Origin of the sequence: Serratia sp. BIGb0163, assembly GCF_024809935.1 — a bacterium.
Classification (GTDB): Bacteria; Pseudomonadota; Gammaproteobacteria; order Enterobacterales; family Enterobacteriaceae; genus Serratia; species Serratia quinivorans.
In genome coordinates, this window is sequence record NZ_JANUDZ010000012.1 from 110,611 (window position 1) to 126,813 (window position 16,203).

The following is a 16,203-nucleotide window of genomic DNA, read 5'->3' on the forward strand; positions in this document are numbered from 1 at the left end:
AGGTGCAAACCGTCACTGATGGTGCATACTGATTCTGTGCAAAAGCCGCGCAGAAAGGCGATTAAAGCGCTTTCGCAAAGTTGGCACAGTTTTCGCTTTAGTCTTTTCAAGACAAAAAAAGCCAGTTCCACAGATTCGTTCCACGACGAAGACAATGACAAATCCGGGAGAGTTAAGTATGTCCGCTGAACACGTTTTGACGATGCTGAATGAGCATGAAGTGAAATTCGTAGACCTGCGTTTCACTGACACCAAGGGTAAGGAACAGCACGTTACCATCCCTTCTCATCAGGTAAATGCCGACTTCTTCGAAGAAGGTAAAATGTTTGACGGCTCCTCGATCGGTGGTTGGAAGGGCATCAACGAATCTGACATGGTGCTGATGCCAGACGCCAGCACGGCGGTATTGGATCCGTTCTTCGAAGAATCCACTCTGATCATTCGCTGCGATATCCTCGAGCCAGGCACCATGCAGGGCTACGACCGTGACCCGCGTTCAATCTCCAAGCGTGCAGAAGACTTCCTGCGTTCTTCCGGCATCGCGGACACCGTGCTGTTCGGGCCTGAGCCAGAATTCTTCCTGTTCGATGATATTCGTTTCGGCAGCAGCATCCGTGGTTCCCACGTAGCTATCGACGATATCGAAGGCGCATGGAACTCCGGCACCAAATACGATGGCGGCAACAAAGGTCACCGTCCGGCAGTCAAAGGCGGTTACTTCCCGGTTCCTCCGGTCGACTCGTCACAGGACATCCGTTCTACCATGTGTTTGACCATGGAAGAAATGGGCCTGGTGGTTGAAGCTCACCACCACGAAGTGGCAACCGCAGGTCAGAACGAAGTGGCAACCCGCTTCAACACCATGACCAAGAAAGCCGACGAAATCCAAATCTACAAATACGTGGTTCACAACGTGGCTCACGCATTTGGTAAAACCGCGACCTTCATGCCGAAACCTATGTTCGGTGATAACGGCTCCGGTATGCACTGCCACATGTCACTGTCCAAGAACGGGACTAACCTGTTCGCCGGCGACAAATACGGCGGCCTGTCTGAAACTGCCCTGTTCTACATCGGCGGCATCATCAAGCACGCCAAAGCGATCAACGCCCTGGCCAACCCGACCACCAACTCTTACAAGCGTCTGGTCCCAGGTTACGAAGCACCGGTGATGCTGGCTTACTCAGCCCGTAACCGTTCTGCTTCCATCCGTATCCCAGTGGTAGCCAGCCCGAAAGCGCGCCGTATCGAAGCCCGTTTCCCGGATCCAGCGGCCAACCCATACCTGTGCTTCGCAGCTCTGCTGATGGCAGGCCTGGACGGTGTGATTAACAAAATCCACCCTGGCGATGCCATGGACAAAAACCTGTATGACCTGCCACCGGAAGAAGAAGCTGAAATTCCAAAAGTTGCAGGCTCTCTGGATGAAGCGCTGGCTGCACTGAGCGAAGACCGCGAGTTCCTGACCCGCGGTGGCGTATTCACCGACGACGCGATCGATGCTTACATCGATCTGCGTAAAGAAGAAATGGACCGCGTTCGCATGACGCCACACCCGGTTGAGTTCGAACTGTACTACAGCGTTTAAGTTTTACCGCGCCGTCTGCGGACGGCGCTCAGATTTAGTTGTCTTTTTTTGTTGCCGTGGAAACTTTCTGCCCATCTTCGGATGGGTTTTTTTCTCCACCGTATTTTCTGCAAAACTATTCCGTGCCGCACGCAGGGCGGATGGAGTAGGATAGATGCACTAAAAAGGTGCAGGAGTCTGCTATATGGCAACTGGCAAGCTGCCCGATGCTGGGCAGATCCTCAATTCTCTCATCAACAGCATCCTGCTGTTGGATGACTCGCTGGCGGTTCATTACGCCAATCCAGCGGCACAACAACTGCTGGCACAAAGTTCCCGTAAACTTTTCGGTACACCGTTACCCGATCTGCTCGGCTATTTTTCGCTGAATGTCGATCTGATGCGTGAGAGCTTGCGCGCCGGCCAGGGCTTTACCGATAGCGAAGTGACCCTGGTGGTTGACGGGCGCGCGCATATCCTCTCCCTGACCGCCCAGACGCTGTCTGAAGGCTATATCCTGATCGAACTGGCGCCGATGGATAACCAACGTCGCCTGAGCCAGGAACAGCTGCAGCACGCCCAGCAGGTTGCCGCCCGCGATCTGGTTCGTGGCCTGGCGCATGAGATTAAAAATCCGCTTGGCGGGCTGCGCGGTGCGGCGCAGTTGCTGGCCAAGGCTCTGCCCGATCCGTCGCTGACCGAATACACCAAGGTGATCATTGAACAGGCCGACCGCCTGCGCAATCTGGTCGATCGCCTGCTGGGCCCGCAACGGCCAGGCCAGCACATTACTCAAAGTATTCATCAGGTGGCGGAGCGAGTCTGCCAACTGGTGTCGCTGGAGAAGCCGGATAACGTAACGCTGGTACGCGACTACGACCCGAGCCTGCCGGAGTTGGCGCACGACCCGGATCAAATCGAACAGGTGTTGCTGAACATCACTCGCAATGCGCTGCAGGCGCTGGGTGAAGCCGGTGGCACCATTACGCTGCGCACCCGAACCGCATTCCAGATCACCCTGCACGGCACCCGCTACCGGTTAGCGGCACGTATCGATATTGAAGATGACGGCCCCGGCGTACCGGCGCAGTTGCAGGACACGCTGTTTTACCCAATGGTCAGCGGCCGCGAAGGCGGAACCGGCCTGGGTTTATCCATCGCCCGTAATCTTATCGATCAGCATTGCGGAAAAATTGAATTTAACAGTTGGCCAGGACATACCGAATTCTCGGTTTACCTGCCTATTCGCCAGTGAGGTTTTCTATGCAACGAGGGATAGTCTGGATCGTCGATGACGATAGCTCCATCCGCTGGGTGCTTGAACGCGCGCTCACTGGAGCGGGTGTGAGTTGCGTGACCTTTGAAAATGGCAATGCGGTACTGGAAGCCCTGGCCACGCAAACTCCTGACGTGTTGCTGTCTGACATCCGCATGCCGGGTATGGATGGTCTGGCGTTGCTCAAGCAGATCAAGCAGCGTCACCCCATGCTTCCGGTCATCATAATGACGGCACATTCGGATTTGGACGCCGCGGTCAGCGCCTACCAGCAAGGAGCGTTCGATTACCTGCCAAAACCCTTTGATATCGATGAAGCGGTCGCGCTGGTAGAGCGCGCCATCAGCCATTATCAGGAACAGCAACAACCGGCACGCAGCCAGCCGGCCAACGACCCGGTGGCGGACATTATCGGCGAAGCCCCGGCGATGCAGGACGTGTTCCGCATCATTGGCCGTCTGTCGCGTTCATCGATCAGCGTGCTGATCAACGGCGAATCCGGCACCGGTAAAGAGCTGGTGGCCCATGCCCTGCATCGCCACAGCCCGCGAGCCAAATCTCCGTTTATCGCGTTGAATATGGCGGCGATCCCTAAAGACCTGATCGAATCCGAGCTGTTCGGCCACGAGAAAGGGGCTTTTACCGGTGCCAATCAGATCCGTCAGGGCCGTTTTGAGCAGGCCGACGGCGGAACGCTGTTCCTGGATGAAATCGGCGATATGCCGCTGGATGTTCAAACCCGTTTACTGCGGGTGCTGGCCGATGGTCAATTCTACCGGGTCGGTGGATACGCGCCGGTGAAGGTGGACGTGCGCATTATCGCCGCCACCCATCAGAACCTGGAGCTGCGGGTACAGGAAGGTAAATTCCGTGAAGATCTGTTCCATCGCCTGAACGTCATTCGCGTACATCTGCCACCGTTGCGTGAACGTCGTGAGGACATACCTCGTCTGGCGCGCTACTTCCTGCAAGTGGCGGCAAAAGAGCTGGGCGTTGAGGCGAAGAATCTGCATCCGGAAACCGAAACCGCCCTGACCCGCCTGCCGTGGCCAGGTAACGTGCGTCAGTTGGAAAACACCTGCCGCTGGTTAACCGTGATGGCCGCCGGGCAGGAAGTGCTGATTCAGGATCTGCCGAGTGAGCTGTTTGAAACCGCTGCGCCGGAAACGTCCGGCCACAGCTTGCCGGACAGTTGGGCTACGCTACTGGCACAGTGGGCCGACCGGGCACTGCGTTCCGGTCATCAAAATTTGCTGTCGGAAGCGCAACCGGAAATGGAGCGCACCTTGCTCACTACCGCGCTGCGCCATACCCAGGGGCATAAGCAGGAAGCCGCTCGCTTGCTGGGTTGGGGCCGCAATACGTTAACGCGCAAGTTGAAAGAGTTGGGAATGGAATAGTTTGCGTTGTTGATTATAAAAAACATAATCAAGCGCACAAAAAATCGACGACTTCAGGCTTTACAGCCGCTCTGCCGGCAGTATGATCGGGGCGCACACTCTGGAGGCTCTCGATGCTGGACTCATTGGTCGCATTCATTTCCCAAGGCGCGGAGCTTGGCTCTGCCGCCAGCCACACACCGCAGGCAGCCGTTGCTGCGGTGTTGTGCGCCGCACTGATTAATTTCTTCAGTTGAATTTCTAATTAAAAAAATGGCCGCTAATGCGGCCGTTTCTTTATCGATCAAATAACCCGAGAGAATTGCTGAGTGCGCGCCTGTTGTCGCAGGTAGATATCAAAACACATGCAAATATTGCGGATCAGCAACCGACCGCGCGGTGTAACGCGAATACCCTGCTCGTCACGCTCCACCAGCCCATCACGTTCAAACGGTGCCAGCAGTTGCAGGTCTTCGGCAAAATAGCCGGCGAAGTCGATAGCGAACTGTTGCTCTATTGCCAGATAGTCCAGTTTGAAATTGCAGATCAGCGTTTTGATTACCTCACGCCGCAGACAGTCGTCTTCCGTCATCGCCAGGCCGCGCCACAAGGCATGCCCCTGCTCTTCTACGCTACTGTAATAGGTCTTCAGCTCTTTCTGGTTCTGGGCATAGCTGTCCCCCAGCATGCTGATGGCGGATACGCCCAGCCCCAGCAAATCGCTGTCACCCTGAGTGGTGTACCCCTGGAAGTTGCGGTGCAGTTTCCCTTCGCGCTGTGCCACGGCCAGTTCATCATCCGGGCGGGCAAAGTGGTCCATGCCGATAAACTGATAGCCGGACTCGGTCAGCGAGGCGATGGTCTGCTGCAGGATATCCAGTTTCTGCTGCGCGCTCGGCAAATCCGCATCTTTGATTTTGCGTTGGGCTGCAAACAGGTTCGGCATGTGGGCGTAGTTAAATACGCTGAGACGATCCGGGTTGAGTTCCGCCACCCGCTGCAGGGTGTAAGCAAAGCTCTCCGGCGTCTGCTTTGGCAGCCCGTAGATCAAATCAATATTGGTGGAGTTAAAGCCCAAAGCCTTGGCGCGAGCGATCAGAGCGAAGATAAAGGTTTCATCCTGCTCACGGTTCACCAGCCGCTGCACTTCTTTATTGAAATCCTGCACCCCCATGCTCAGGCGATTAAAGCCTTCGCTGCGTAAATGATCGAGCACATCCAGCTCAATCTCGCGCGGATCGACTTCGATCGACATTTCCAAATCGGGGAGAAAATCAAAGTGTTGGCGCAGCATTGCCACCAGCTTGCTGATTTGCGACTTGCTCAGGTAGGTCGGCGTGCCGCCACCCCAATGCAACTGACCAACTTTACGCCCGGCAAACAGAGGCGCGCGCTGGGCGATTTCCTGTGCCAGCACCGCCAGATATTCATCGGCCTTGTGCGTCTGACGCGTCACCAGTTTATTGCAGCCACAGAAATAGCAGAGTTTGTGGCAGAAAGGGATATGCACATACAGCGACAGCGGACGTTCTGGATAGCGCGCAGCAGCGCGTTGAAACGCCGCTTCGTCATAGCCCTGGTTGAACTCCAGCGCTGTGGGGTATGAGGTATAACGCGGCCCTGAATAGTTATATTTCTGGATCAGGGCCAGATCCCAGACAATTGCCTGCTCTGACATGCTCACTCCTTCCGATATTTTTTTCTACCGGGCCGGGAAATGGGCAGTTGTCTACGCTGTCTGGCCGCGGAAGCGCTGCGAAAACGCGTTTTGCGTTTAGACAGCCGCCATAGTTTACCGAATAACCACAGCAGATAACACATCAAGAGTAGGGCTATTGTCAGGATCAGCCACATGACGCGTTAAATTACGTCTTTTGGGTTACCGCCTTTCAGCAGCTTCAGGATATCTTCCCGCTTCTCTTCTTCTTCTTCGTCGTCATCACCCAATTCAATGCCCAATTGCTCCATCAGGGCATCGATACGATCCAGCGTCTGATCAACATATTTCTGATCTTCGGCGCTCAGAGTCTCGCCGTCATCAATGCGATCCAGCAGTGCGTCCAGACGCTCATCGTTTTCCAGCTTGGCCAGTTCTTCTTCCGGCGTCAGACGTGGCTTAGGCTTGGCTTCAGCTTTCGGCTTGGGTTGCGGTTTGGCTTTTGGCTTATCTTCAACCACCAGCGCTACCGGCACTTTGCTGCCGATACGCGGATCTTTGGCCTGGGCCGCCGCTTTATTTTTTTGATTGGTGGACTCAACCTGGGTGCGAGAACCGGAAGCGAGACCACGGCGTTTTTTCGCACGCTTGTGTTCACGGGCTTCCTGATCGAGCTCCGCACGGCTTTTCTTTTTGTTTTTCGGCGTCGCCGCGCTGCTGCGTGGGGCGCGAGGTGCTTTTGATGGCTGGTTCATAGCGTATGCTCTTAGGTATGTAGATTCAGTATAGAGATAGATGCTATACGATTGCGGCGGAATCTAGCAGAAAGCGGACAAAGAAAAAAGGCGGCAGGTTAAACCTGCCGCCTATTTGCACCCTCTTTCGAAGGATATTCCTGCTACGCGCTCCGTGCGCACACTCAACATCCTGGTTTTTCCTTTTGCTATAAACGCATTCCCTGCCGCACTACGTCCTTCATCCTGAAAGAAAAATCGTCCCTGGCACAATCCCTGCGCATCCACTCTTCCTGAGCGCGCTTCCTGCGGGCATCCAAATTGCAGTGACTTCACCATCCTTGTGCTATTCGCAAATTCAGATGCAAATAGGTCAATTCCTTCTGGGTTCATCCTGGCACTCCAGCACTTCCTGTGCACTCCATGAGATTTATCACCCTTCCCGGATGTTCCTTAATCCTGCACAGCCTTGTGCTGCAACCTACTTTACGCTATCAGGAGTTAGGCTCAAGGTAGCTGCCGGGCAATTGGCATAACAAAAAACACATCGGAGAATTAACATTCTGTTTTTAAAGGTAAAGAATAAAAACAGCTTTCGAATAAAGCGACATTGCCCCCTATTCGAATGGCGAATGTCTCACAAGCTCGCTGAGGTCTGACTGCCACGCCCTGCTGGCCCGATGCTTAAAAACAGAGAAACACACCATTTTTACCGCTGATGCAGTTATAATCGCCAACCAGTTAGCCATCCTTGCGGAGACGAAAAATTTTGACCAGCAAGAATTACAATTATCATGTGACCCATTTCGTCACCAGTGCGCCCGATATTCGCCATCTTCCGGGGGATGAAGGTATTGAAGTTGCGTTCGCCGGTCGCTCTAATGCCGGTAAGTCCAGCGCGTTAAATACCCTGACCAACCAGAAAGGTCTGGCGCGTACCAGTAAAACGCCGGGCCGTACCCAGCTGATTAACCTGTTTGAAGTGGAAGAAGGCATTCGCCTCGTCGACCTGCCAGGTTATGGCTACGCCGAAGTTCCTGAAGAGATGAAACGCAAATGGCAGCGTGCGCTGGGTGAATACCTGCAAATGCGTAACTGCCTGAAAGGCCTGGTGGTGCTGATGGATATCCGCCATCCGTTGAAAGATCTCGACCAACAGATGATTCAGTGGGCCGTCGAAGTCGGTACGCCGGTCCTGCTCCTGCTGACCAAAGCGGACAAGCTGGCATCTGGCGCGCGCAAGGCGCAGCTCAATATGGTGCGTGAAGCGGTAGTGCCGTTTATGGGCGATATCCAGGTTGAAGCCTTCTCCTCACCGAAAAAAATCGGCGTCGACAAGCTGAGCCAGAAACTGAACACCTGGTTTAACGAGATCCCACCGGAAGTACTGCCGGAAGATGACGACACCGCCGGCGAATAACAACGCCCCAGGTGCCGCAGTAGCCGATGTGGAAACGCATCGGCTTTTTTACGTCTGCGATCCGCGAAATCAGGCCTTTTTCGTTATCTAATTACAGTTTTGACTGAAAATCATCATAAATTCTTATGACCATTTAACGATGAGAACTCAGCGGATGAGCAAATTCAGGGGATAAAACGAGGAAAAAGCGTTTCGGAGAGAATAGGAAAAACTTATGGCTTGGCTTTGTTTTTACAATAAAAAACGCCCCAGTCAATACTGACTGGGGCGGCTAAATATTCAGCCAAATCCGATTACGTGAAGTAAAAGGTCTGAAAGATAGAACATCTTACCTCTGTACCCTACGCGAGTAACTTTACATGATTTTTTCGCAGTGCAAAAGAATTTTTTGTAGTTTACTTACACAGTTTAGAGCGTAATAACGGCGAGGTTGCGGAAACAATCGCCGTATCTTGTAGCTTAATTACAAAAACTGCTTAGGTTATCGCCAGTTAGCTCTGCCATTGAAAGCTGGCTGACGAACCGCCGCATTATCAGTGCGCTTCATCCCAGTTGGCACCCACGCCAACGTCGACTTTCAGCGGCACGGCCAGCGCCATGCTGTTTTCCATCAGCTCTCGGATACGCTGATTGGATTCCTCAAGCACCGACTCATGTACCTCGAACACCAGTTCATCGTGTACCTGCATAATCATACGTACCAGCGGCTTCTCCTGAGCTTGCAGCCAGGCGTCCACTTCGATCATCGCACGCTTGATGATGTCGGCTGCCGTCCCCTGCATTGGGGCATTAATCGCCGCTCGCTCGGCCGCCTTGCGACGCATACCGTTACTGGAGCTGACATCCGGCAGATACAGACGGCGGCCATCCAGCGTGCTGACGTAGCCCTGGCTGGCGGCCTGCTGACGGGTGCGCTCCATATACTCCAGCACGCCCGGATAACGTTCGAAGTAAAGATCCATATAGCGCTGCGCTTCACCGCGTGGGATCCCTAACTGGCGCGCCAGACCAAATGCGCTCATGCCATAAATCAGGCCGAAGTTAATCGCCTTGGCGCTGCGGCGCTGCTCGTTAGTCACCTTATCGAGCGGCAGGCCAAACACCTCGGCCGCCGTGGCGCGGTGAATATCCTCACCAGCCGCAAAGGCTTTCAGCAACCCCTCATCCTGTGACAGGTGAGCCATGATACGCAGTTCAATTTGCGAATAGTCGGCAGCAACAATGCGGTAGCCTTCAGGAGCAATAAATGCCTGACGGATACGGCGCCCTTCGTCGTTACGCACCGGAATATTCTGCAGGTTGGGATCGCTGGAAGAGAGACGCCCGGTAGCCGTCACCGCCTGATGATAGGAAGTATGCACCCGACCACTGACCGGGTTAATCATCAGCGGCAGCTTGTCGGTATAGGTGGTTTTCAGCTTCGCCAGGCCACGGTATTCCAGAATTACCTTCGGTAATGGGTAATCCAGCGCCAACTCGGCCAGCACTTCTTCATTGGTCGAAGGCGCACCGCCCGGAGTTTTCTTCAGTATTGGCAACTTTTGTTTTTCGTACAGGATCGCCTGCAACTGTTTGGTCGACGCCAGGTTGAAAGGCTCTTCCGCCAGTTCATGGGCCTGAATTTCCAACTCAGCCAGGCGCTTGGTCAATTCAATGGAGTGGGTGGCCAAAATGCTTTGATCAATCAGCACCCCGGTTCGCTCGATATGTGACAACACCGGCAACAGCGGCATTTCAATCTGATTGAAAACCGTCAACAGCTCAGCGCTTTCCTTCAATTGCGGCCACATCGCCAAATGTAATTGCAGCGTCACGTCCGCATCTTCAGCGGCGTAAGGTGCTGCCTGCTCCAGTGCAATCTGGTTGAAGGTGAGCTGCTTTTTACCCTTACCGGCAATCTCTTCGAAGGTCACGGTTTTATGACCAAGGTAACGATCGGACAAGCTGTCCATATCGTGACGGCCGCCCACGCTGTCCAGCACATAGGACTCCAGCATGGTATCAAAGGCAATACCGCGCAGAGTAATGTCGTAACGCGCCAGCAGGCTCATATCAAACTTCAGGTTTTGCCCGACCTTCAACGCTTTCTCGTCTTCCAGCAGCGGCTTCAGCGCAGCCAGGACATGAGCGCGATCCAACTGCGTTGGCGCATCAAGATAGTCATGTGCCACTGGCAGATAAGCGGCTTCACCCGGAGCAATGGCAAATGACAGACCGATCAGGTTCGCCGTCAGGGTATCCAGGCCGTCGGTTTCGGTATCAAACGCGAACACTTCGGCTTTTTTCAGTTTTCCCAGCCACTCAGTGAAGGTGTCTTCATCCAGAATGGTGACGTAACCCTCTTGCGATAGCGTTGCTTCTGCCGGGGCTTTTCCGGTTTCTGCCACTGCACTGGCAGAAGATTTCGCCGCGCTGGTTGCTTTCACACCGGCACCTTTCTTGCCTTCCAGCCAAACGCCGGCTTCGACATCTGCCAGCCAGCGCTTAAATTCATACTGTTTGAACAACTGTTGCAACGTATCGACGTCCAGCGGAGACACCTGGAGATCGGCGCAGGTAATATCCAGCTCAACGTCAGTTTTGATAGTGGCCAGCTTGTAAGAGAGGTATGCCATCTCTTTGTTCTGTTCCAGTTTGGCCGCCATGGTCTTGGCTCCACGGAAGCTGAGCGTGGCGATACTGTCCAGATTCGCATAGAGCACATCCAGCCCACCCAGGCCCTGTAACAGCCCCTGCGCGGTCTTCTCACCCACGCCTGGTACGCCTGGGATGTTATCCGAGGCATCCCCCATCAGCGCCAGGAAGTCGATAATCAGCTCCGGCGGAATACCGTATTTGTCGCACACTTCCTGCGGGCCGAGAATGGTGTTGTTCATGGTGTTGATCAAGGTGACGTTCGGCGTGACCAACTGCGCCATGTCTTTATCGCCAGTGCTGATCAGCACCGCATGACCGGCCTTTTCAGCTTCCAGCGCCAGCGTGCCTATGACGTCGTCGGCTTCGACGCCGGGCGTGACCAACAGCGGCAGCCCCATGGCCTTGACCATTTTGTGCAACGGCTCGATTTGCGCGCGCAGATCGTCCGGCATAGGTGGCCGGTGTGATTTGTATTCTGCGAACAGCTCATCACGGAAGGTTTTTCCTTTGGCATCAAACACCACCGCAACATGGCTTGGCTGGTACTGCAGCAATAGGCTACGCAGCATATTCAGCACGCCGTACATTGCCCCGGTCGGTTCACCCGCGGAGTTGGTCAGCGGAGGGAAGGCGTGATAAGCGCGGTAGAGGTAAGAGGAACCGTCAACCAGGATTAGTGGGTTTTCTGCAATTTGAGCCATAGCGTTACTTTATCTTTATCGTGATCGGACATGGCGGTAAGCATGCCATAGCTGGCCGCTGGAGACGAACCTTAGAGTGCAATGAAGATGAAAATCATGCGATCTTGCGAAGCGATCCGCAAGATCCTGCCTGTGGATAACTTTGTGCATAGAAAAGACAGCAAATTATAACGATGCATTTATCGTTATAAGCGCAAATAAAATTCCTATTGAAATCACTGCGTTAAATTGCGTTATTTTAATTGAGGGTATTTATCGACTTTTACACAATTTGTGGATATATCTTGCACCCAATTTTAATCGCACTATTTATCAAATTTGGCGCCTCAATTACCATAGCACAAGATGAGCAAGTTGCACGAAAACGCAGCAAATGCCTATTTCCTCCTCTTTAAAACAGTTACTGTTAACGGGCGCTTTCCCCCTATGGTTTCTGTTAAAATATTTTTTTGTTCATGCATACCGGCATGTAACGCTGTTACCAACAACCGTCAGCCCATAACCATGCCAAGATTGTTATCCCCTGTTATTTTTATACTTTCTGCCCTGCTCGCCATTTTGGTGACCGTACTCTGTTCAGTCCCCATCACGCTGGCCGGTATCATTAAGTTACTGGTGCCCTTTCCTGCCGTCTGGCGACGTATCTCAGCCTTTGCCGATTTTATGATGTGGTGCTGGTGCGTAGGGTTGGCACTGCTATTACGCATTAATGGGCAATTGCGTTGGGATATTGAAGGGCTGGAAGGGCTGGAACGAAAAAACTGGTATCTGCTGATCAGCAATCACGAAAGTTGGTCGGATATTGTGGTGCTGTGCGTGTTGTTCCGTAACCATATTCCAATGAATAAATACTTTCTTAAGCAACAGCTAGCCTGGGTGCCCTTTGTCGGCCTGGCCTGCTGGGCGCTGGATATGCCATTCATGAAACGTTATTCACGTGCCTATTTGCTTAAACACCCAGAAAAACGCGGTAATGACATCGAAACCACGCGCCGTTCCTGCGAAAAATTCCGTAAGCGTCCAACCACCATCGTCAATTTTGTAGAAGGCTCGCGCTTTACTGAAGCCAAGAAAATTAAAACCAACTCGCCCTACCGCAATTTACTGGCCCCAAAAGCCGCCGGCATTGCTTTTACACTCAGTGCATTAGGTAAGCAGTTCGATAAAGTGTTAAACGTCACCCTGCTTTATCCTGAGAATACTGAGCGGCCTTTTCTGGATATGTTGTGCGGACGATTAAAACGCGTGGTGGTAAGAATTGAGCTGCTGCCAGTCGATGAAACCATGCATGGCGATTACTTTAACGATAAGCAGTTTAAGCGGCGCTTCCAGCTTTGGCTGAATACGCTGTGGCAGGATAAAGACCGGCTGCTGGATAAGTTGAAGCAATCGTAGAGTAAAAAAAGCCGGCTAAGCCGGCTTTTCACTTTAAATTTCGGTTACTTCTGCTCGCTGAGGAATTTAACCACTTCGGCGAATTGCTTCACGTAAGCATCCATCGAGCTGGTATCCAGGCCATCGTTTTTAACCATGTATTTGCCGTTAACAAATACTGCCGGCACACCACGCAGTTGCAGATCTTCTGCAGCTTTCTCTTGTTGAACCACCAGGGATTTAACCACGAAGCTGTTCAAGGCCCCATCATAATCAGCCGCACTCACGCCAGCCTTCACAAACACATTGCGGATATCATCCGGAGTTTGCACGGTCTGGGTTTTCTGCACCGCTTCAAACATCAGCGGGCTAACTTTATCTTCCACGCCCAGCGCCATTGCCACAGCCCAGGCCTGAGTCAGTTGTTTACCCAACGGCCCCAGGAATTCAACGTGGTACTTGGTCATTTTAGTGCCCGCAGGCAGCGCTTTTTTCACATTTTCGGAAACGTGATACACCTGCTCGAACTGATAGCAGTGCGGGCAATAGAAGGAAAAGAACTCCAGTACCTGAGGTTCACCGGTCACCGGCTTATCCAGGGTTACGTACTGAGCACCATCGCTAAATTGCGCAGCCGAGGCACTGAATGCCATTACCATGCCAACGAGTGCCAACCAAATTTTCTTCATAAGACTAAACTCTCCATTGTGTTAAAGCTTCAATACATTGGCATCAGCTGCAGAGGGGGTTCCTGTAACAGCTTAACCTGCTCGATGAATGCCGCCGTCTGAGATAACCAAAAATCAGACTCCGCCATCCACGGAAAACTTTTAGGAAACGCGGGATCTTGCCAACGACGAGCAACCCATGCCAGGTAGTACACCATGCGCATGGCCCGCAGCGGCTCGATCAACGCTAATTCACTTTGATCAAACTCGGCAAACTCGGAGTAAGCTTCCAGCAGAATATCTAACTGCATCAAGCGATCGCGACGTTCACCGTGCAACAGCATCCACAGATCCTGTATTGCCGGCCCATTTCGCGCGTCATCCAGATCAACAAACAGCGGACCATCACGCCACAGGATATTGCCCGGGTGGCAATCACCGTGCAAACGTCGCGGCTGCCAGTCCAGATGCCAATGTTGCTTAATCGCCTCAATCAACCTGTCGGTCGCATTCAGGAAATTTTCGCGCTGGGCCTTCGGCAACAGTTCACAGCTAGCCAATACCTGACGTGGCGTAGTGAGATATTCCTCAATGCCCATTGTCGGGCGCTTCACAAACAGGCTTTCACTGCCTACTTGATGAATACGCCCCAGGAAACGCCCCACCCACTCCAGTTGATCGAGATTATCGATCTCATACTGCCGCCCGCCAACGCTGGGAAAAACAGTAAAAAAGAAACCGCTGTGTGTATGCAGCGTTTGGCCCTGCAGGGCCAGTGGCGCAACTGCCGGGATCTCTGCCAGGGCAAGATCATGAGAGAACTGATGTTCTTCACCAATTTGCTCTGCACTCCAGCGTTCAGGCCGATAAAACTTCACCACGTAACGCTTACGATCTTCGTCCATAAACTGATAGACGCGGTTCTCATAGCTGTTAAGCGCTGTCAGCCCGGAATCTACGCGCAGACCAACACCCTCCAACGCGTCCATAATCAGGTCGGGCGACAGGGTCTGAAAATTAAAAGCTGAGTTGTTCATAACAACATTCGGTTTCGGTTGGTGACATCACTGTGCCGGGAATGAGAAATAGTAGCATTAATGGCAGGTTTCACGAGTAACTGGTTCACCTTACCGCACGAATGCTAATCCTTGATCACCCCACGGGCACGAAGCAATGCCGTTTTGAAGTCTTCTTCGTAATCCTTTTTCAGGCCAGGGATCTGTTCGGTGCCGGCGCTACCACGCATTTTCAGATGGTAGATCAGGATATCATCGCTCAGGTCGGCCAGATTGCCCTGAAAACCGGCTTCCTGTGCCAGCTTTTGCAAAAACGGGATCAGGTTAAGATCCGGATCTTCCTGCCAGGCCGGCTGTAGCAGCTCAATCAGCTCGTTTACGCGGTGCGTTTTCATCGCAATATCATCCAATAGAATCAATAAACACACAAAGTAACAGGCTTAACAACGCAGTGAAAGAAGCAGCTTGTCAATAAAGGTAAATCCTGATGTCGCACCCTCTTTAGCGCTACAATCAGGGCGTTAGCCATAAATTCGGGATGATAGATATGCATGAGGAGATTACCGGCATTATTTTAGCCGGTGGGCGCGCCACACGTATGGGCGGGGAAGATAAAGGCCTGATTCAGATTGCCGGCATACCTCTGTATCAGTACGTACTTTCTCGGTTACGCCCGCAGGTAAGCCTGATGGCCATCAGTGCCAATCGCAATCAGGCGCGCTATGGCGAAAGCGGTCTGCCAATCGTCAGCGATCTGACGCCAGACTTTTCTGGCCCGCTAGCAGGTATGCTGGCCGGATTGAAACACGCGGCCACCGAATGGGTCGTTTTTGTCCCCTGCGACGTCCCCGATTTTCCCGCTACGCTGGTTGATCAACTCTGGCAACAGAAAGGCAGCTCTCTGGCCGCCTATGCCAGCGATGGAGAGCGGGCACACCCCACACTGGCACTGTTGCATACCAGCCTGGCGCCTCAGTTAAAAGAGTATCTGGCCCGTGGGGAACGCAAGTTGATGTTGTTCCTGGATGCGGCAGGTGCGCGACAAATAGCGTTCAGTGGCCAACAAGCAGCATTCCATAATCTTAATACCCGGGAAGACTGCCTGCGCTGGCAGCAGGAAAAAGGACTCACCAATGAATAAGGCTCTTCCCCCCTTGCTGGCGATTGCCGCCTATAGCGGAACGGGTAAAACTACGCTGCTTAAGCAATTAATTCCTTTATTAAAGCAGCGGAAAATCCGCGTAGGACTGATCAAACATACGCATCATGATATGGATGTGGATACACCAGGCAAAGACAGTTATGAACTGCGTAAAGCGGGCGCCGACCAAACCTTGGTCGCCAGCGATCGTCGCTGGGCATTAATGACCGAAACGCCGGAACAGCAACCTTTGGATCTTCAGTATCTGGCCAGTCGTTTTGATCGTAGCAAGGTGGATCTGATTTTAGTCGAGGGGTTTAAACATGAGCCCATCAGTAAAATCATTCTCTATCGTGAAGAGATAGGCAGGCCGCTTGAAGATATGTTGGATGAGTTCGTTATCGCCGTTGCCAGCGATAAATCGATAGCGGTCAAGACAAGATCCCTGGATCTCAACCAACCGGAGAGCATTGCCGATTTCATCACCGAATGGCTGAAAGGCGCAGCGTAGCTGCGTCTGTTTTTGTCTTTTGCACACAGCAAAAAGGCCATCCTTGCGGATGGCCTCTTGGCTTAATTGATGCCTGGCAGTGTCCTACTCTCGCATGGGGAGACCCCACACTACCATCGGCG

Annotated in this window: 14 protein-coding genes; 8 read left to right on the forward strand and 6 right to left on the reverse strand. The window is 52.9% G+C overall.

Features of this window, described 5'->3' with window-relative positions; all coding sequences use genetic code 11:
- Positions 1-178: 178 nt before the first annotated feature.
- From glnA to M2406_RS25800, 4 genes are all read left to right on the forward strand, one after another.
- The gene (gene glnA / locus M2406_RS25785) at positions 179-1,588 is read left to right on the forward strand and encodes a glutamate--ammonia ligase (RefSeq protein ID WP_012147549.1); all 1,410 of its coding nucleotides are present in this window, start codon (positions 179-181) and stop codon (positions 1,586-1,588) included.
- A 184-nt stretch (positions 1,589-1,772) separates the two neighbouring features.
- Positions 1,773-2,822, forward strand: a complete 1,050-nt coding sequence (gene glnL / locus M2406_RS25790; protein ID WP_012147550.1) for a nitrogen regulation protein NR(II) — start codon at positions 1,773-1,775, stop codon at positions 2,820-2,822.
- 8 nt (positions 2,823-2,830) lie between these two features.
- The gene (gene glnG / locus M2406_RS25795; protein ID WP_259191887.1) at positions 2,831-4,243 is read left to right on the forward strand and encodes a nitrogen regulation protein NR(I); all 1,413 of its coding nucleotides are present in this window, start codon (positions 2,831-2,833) and stop codon (positions 4,241-4,243) included.
- 113 nt (positions 4,244-4,356) lie between these two features.
- Positions 4,357-4,479 carry a YshB family small membrane protein gene (locus tag M2406_RS25800; RefSeq protein ID WP_017894468.1) on the forward strand — a complete coding sequence of 41 codons (123 nt, stop codon included), beginning with the start codon at positions 4,357-4,359 and terminating at the stop codon, positions 4,477-4,479.
- Between the two features lie 47 nt (positions 4,480-4,526).
- On the opposite strand, the gene hemN is transcribed toward M2406_RS25800, so the two are convergent.
- A complete protein-coding gene (gene hemN, locus M2406_RS25805; RefSeq protein ID WP_012147552.1) occupies positions 4,527-5,900 on the reverse strand; it encodes an oxygen-independent coproporphyrinogen III oxidase in 1,374 nt (457 codons plus the stop codon).
- Positions 5,901-6,082: 182 nt separating this feature from the next.
- Entirely contained in the window at positions 6,083-6,634 is a 552-nt protein-coding gene (yihI, locus tag M2406_RS25810; protein ID WP_012147553.1) for a Der GTPase-activating protein YihI, read from the reverse strand.
- A gap of 748 nt (positions 6,635-7,382) precedes the next feature.
- On the opposite strand from yihI, the gene yihA reads away from it, so the two are divergent.
- Complete coding sequence (gene yihA / locus M2406_RS25815) at positions 7,383-8,033, forward strand: ribosome biogenesis GTP-binding protein YihA/YsxC (protein ID WP_012147554.1); 651 nt, start codon at positions 7,383-7,385, stop codon at positions 8,031-8,033.
- Positions 8,034-8,566: 533 nt separating this feature from the next.
- Here yihA and polA read toward each other — a convergent pair.
- Entirely contained in the window at positions 8,567-11,371 is a 2,805-nt protein-coding gene (gene polA / locus M2406_RS25820) for a DNA polymerase I (protein ID WP_259191888.1), read from the reverse strand.
- 504 nt (positions 11,372-11,875) lie between these two features.
- Here polA and M2406_RS25825 point away from each other — a divergent pair.
- Entirely contained in the window at positions 11,876-12,766 is an 891-nt protein-coding gene (locus M2406_RS25825) for an acyltransferase (RefSeq protein WP_012147556.1), read from the forward strand.
- 44 nt (positions 12,767-12,810) lie between these two features.
- Here the strand turns inward: M2406_RS25825 and dsbA are convergent, their stop codons facing one another.
- The 3 genes from dsbA to M2406_RS25840 form a co-directional block, all read right to left on the reverse strand.
- Positions 12,811-13,434, reverse strand: coding sequence for a thiol:disulfide interchange protein DsbA (dsbA, locus tag M2406_RS25830; protein ID WP_012147557.1), 624 nt, complete (start codon positions 13,432-13,434; stop codon positions 12,811-12,813).
- Between the two features lie 29 nt (positions 13,435-13,463).
- Positions 13,464-14,450 carry a serine/threonine protein kinase gene (locus M2406_RS25835; protein WP_259191889.1) on the reverse strand — a complete coding sequence of 329 codons (987 nt, stop codon included), beginning with the start codon at positions 14,448-14,450 and terminating at the stop codon, positions 13,464-13,466.
- Between the two features lie 104 nt (positions 14,451-14,554).
- A complete protein-coding gene (locus M2406_RS25840; RefSeq protein ID WP_012147559.1) occupies positions 14,555-14,824 on the reverse strand; it encodes a YihD family protein in 270 nt (89 codons plus the stop codon).
- Between the two features lie 152 nt (positions 14,825-14,976).
- On the opposite strand from M2406_RS25840, the gene mobA reads away from it, so the two are divergent.
- Together mobA and mobB are read left to right on the forward strand one after the other, a co-directional pair.
- A complete protein-coding gene (gene mobA, locus M2406_RS25845; protein ID WP_259191890.1) occupies positions 14,977-15,570 on the forward strand; it encodes a molybdenum cofactor guanylyltransferase MobA in 594 nt (197 codons plus the stop codon).
- Positions 15,563-16,081, forward strand: coding sequence for a molybdopterin-guanine dinucleotide biosynthesis protein MobB (gene mobB, locus M2406_RS25850; RefSeq protein WP_259191891.1), 519 nt, complete (start codon positions 15,563-15,565; stop codon positions 16,079-16,081). The genes mobA and mobB overlap by 8 nt, the downstream gene beginning before the upstream one ends.
- The last annotated feature ends 122 nt before the right edge of the window (positions 16,082-16,203 follow it).

Excerpts from the sequence above, each read along its gene's own strand:
- mobB (WP_259191891.1), top strand. The coding sequence starts at position 15,563 with ATGAATAAGGCTCTTCCCCCCTTGCTGGCGATTGCCGCCTATAGCGGA.
- hemN (WP_012147552.1), bottom strand. The coding sequence starts at position 5,900 with ATGTCAGAGCAGGCAATTGTCTGGGATCTGGCCCTGATCCAGAAATAT.
- M2406_RS25840 (WP_012147559.1), bottom strand. The coding sequence starts at position 14,824 with ATGAAAACGCACCGCGTAAACGAGCTGATTGAGCTGCTACAGCCGGCC.
- polA (WP_259191888.1), bottom strand. The coding sequence starts at position 11,371 with ATGGCTCAAATTGCAGAAAACCCACTAATCCTGGTTGACGGTTCCTCT.
- glnG (WP_259191887.1), top strand. The coding sequence starts at position 2,831 with ATGCAACGAGGGATAGTCTGGATCGTCGATGACGATAGCTCCATCCGC.
- M2406_RS25800 (WP_017894468.1), top strand. The coding sequence starts at position 4,357 with ATGCTGGACTCATTGGTCGCATTCATTTCCCAAGGCGCGGAGCTTGGC.
- dsbA (WP_012147557.1), bottom strand. The coding sequence starts at position 13,434 with ATGAAGAAAATTTGGTTGGCACTCGTTGGCATGGTAATGGCATTCAGT.
- glnA (WP_012147549.1), top strand. The coding sequence starts at position 179 with ATGTCCGCTGAACACGTTTTGACGATGCTGAATGAGCATGAAGTGAAA.
- M2406_RS25825 (WP_012147556.1), top strand. The coding sequence starts at position 11,876 with ATGCCAAGATTGTTATCCCCTGTTATTTTTATACTTTCTGCCCTGCTC.
- yihI (WP_012147553.1), bottom strand. The coding sequence starts at position 6,634 with ATGAACCAGCCATCAAAAGCACCTCGCGCCCCACGCAGCAGCGCGGCG.
- M2406_RS25835 (WP_259191889.1), bottom strand. The coding sequence starts at position 14,450 with ATGAACAACTCAGCTTTTAATTTTCAGACCCTGTCGCCCGACCTGATT.
- mobA (WP_259191890.1), top strand. The coding sequence starts at position 14,977 with ATGCATGAGGAGATTACCGGCATTATTTTAGCCGGTGGGCGCGCCACA.
- glnL (WP_012147550.1), top strand. The coding sequence starts at position 1,773 with ATGGCAACTGGCAAGCTGCCCGATGCTGGGCAGATCCTCAATTCTCTC.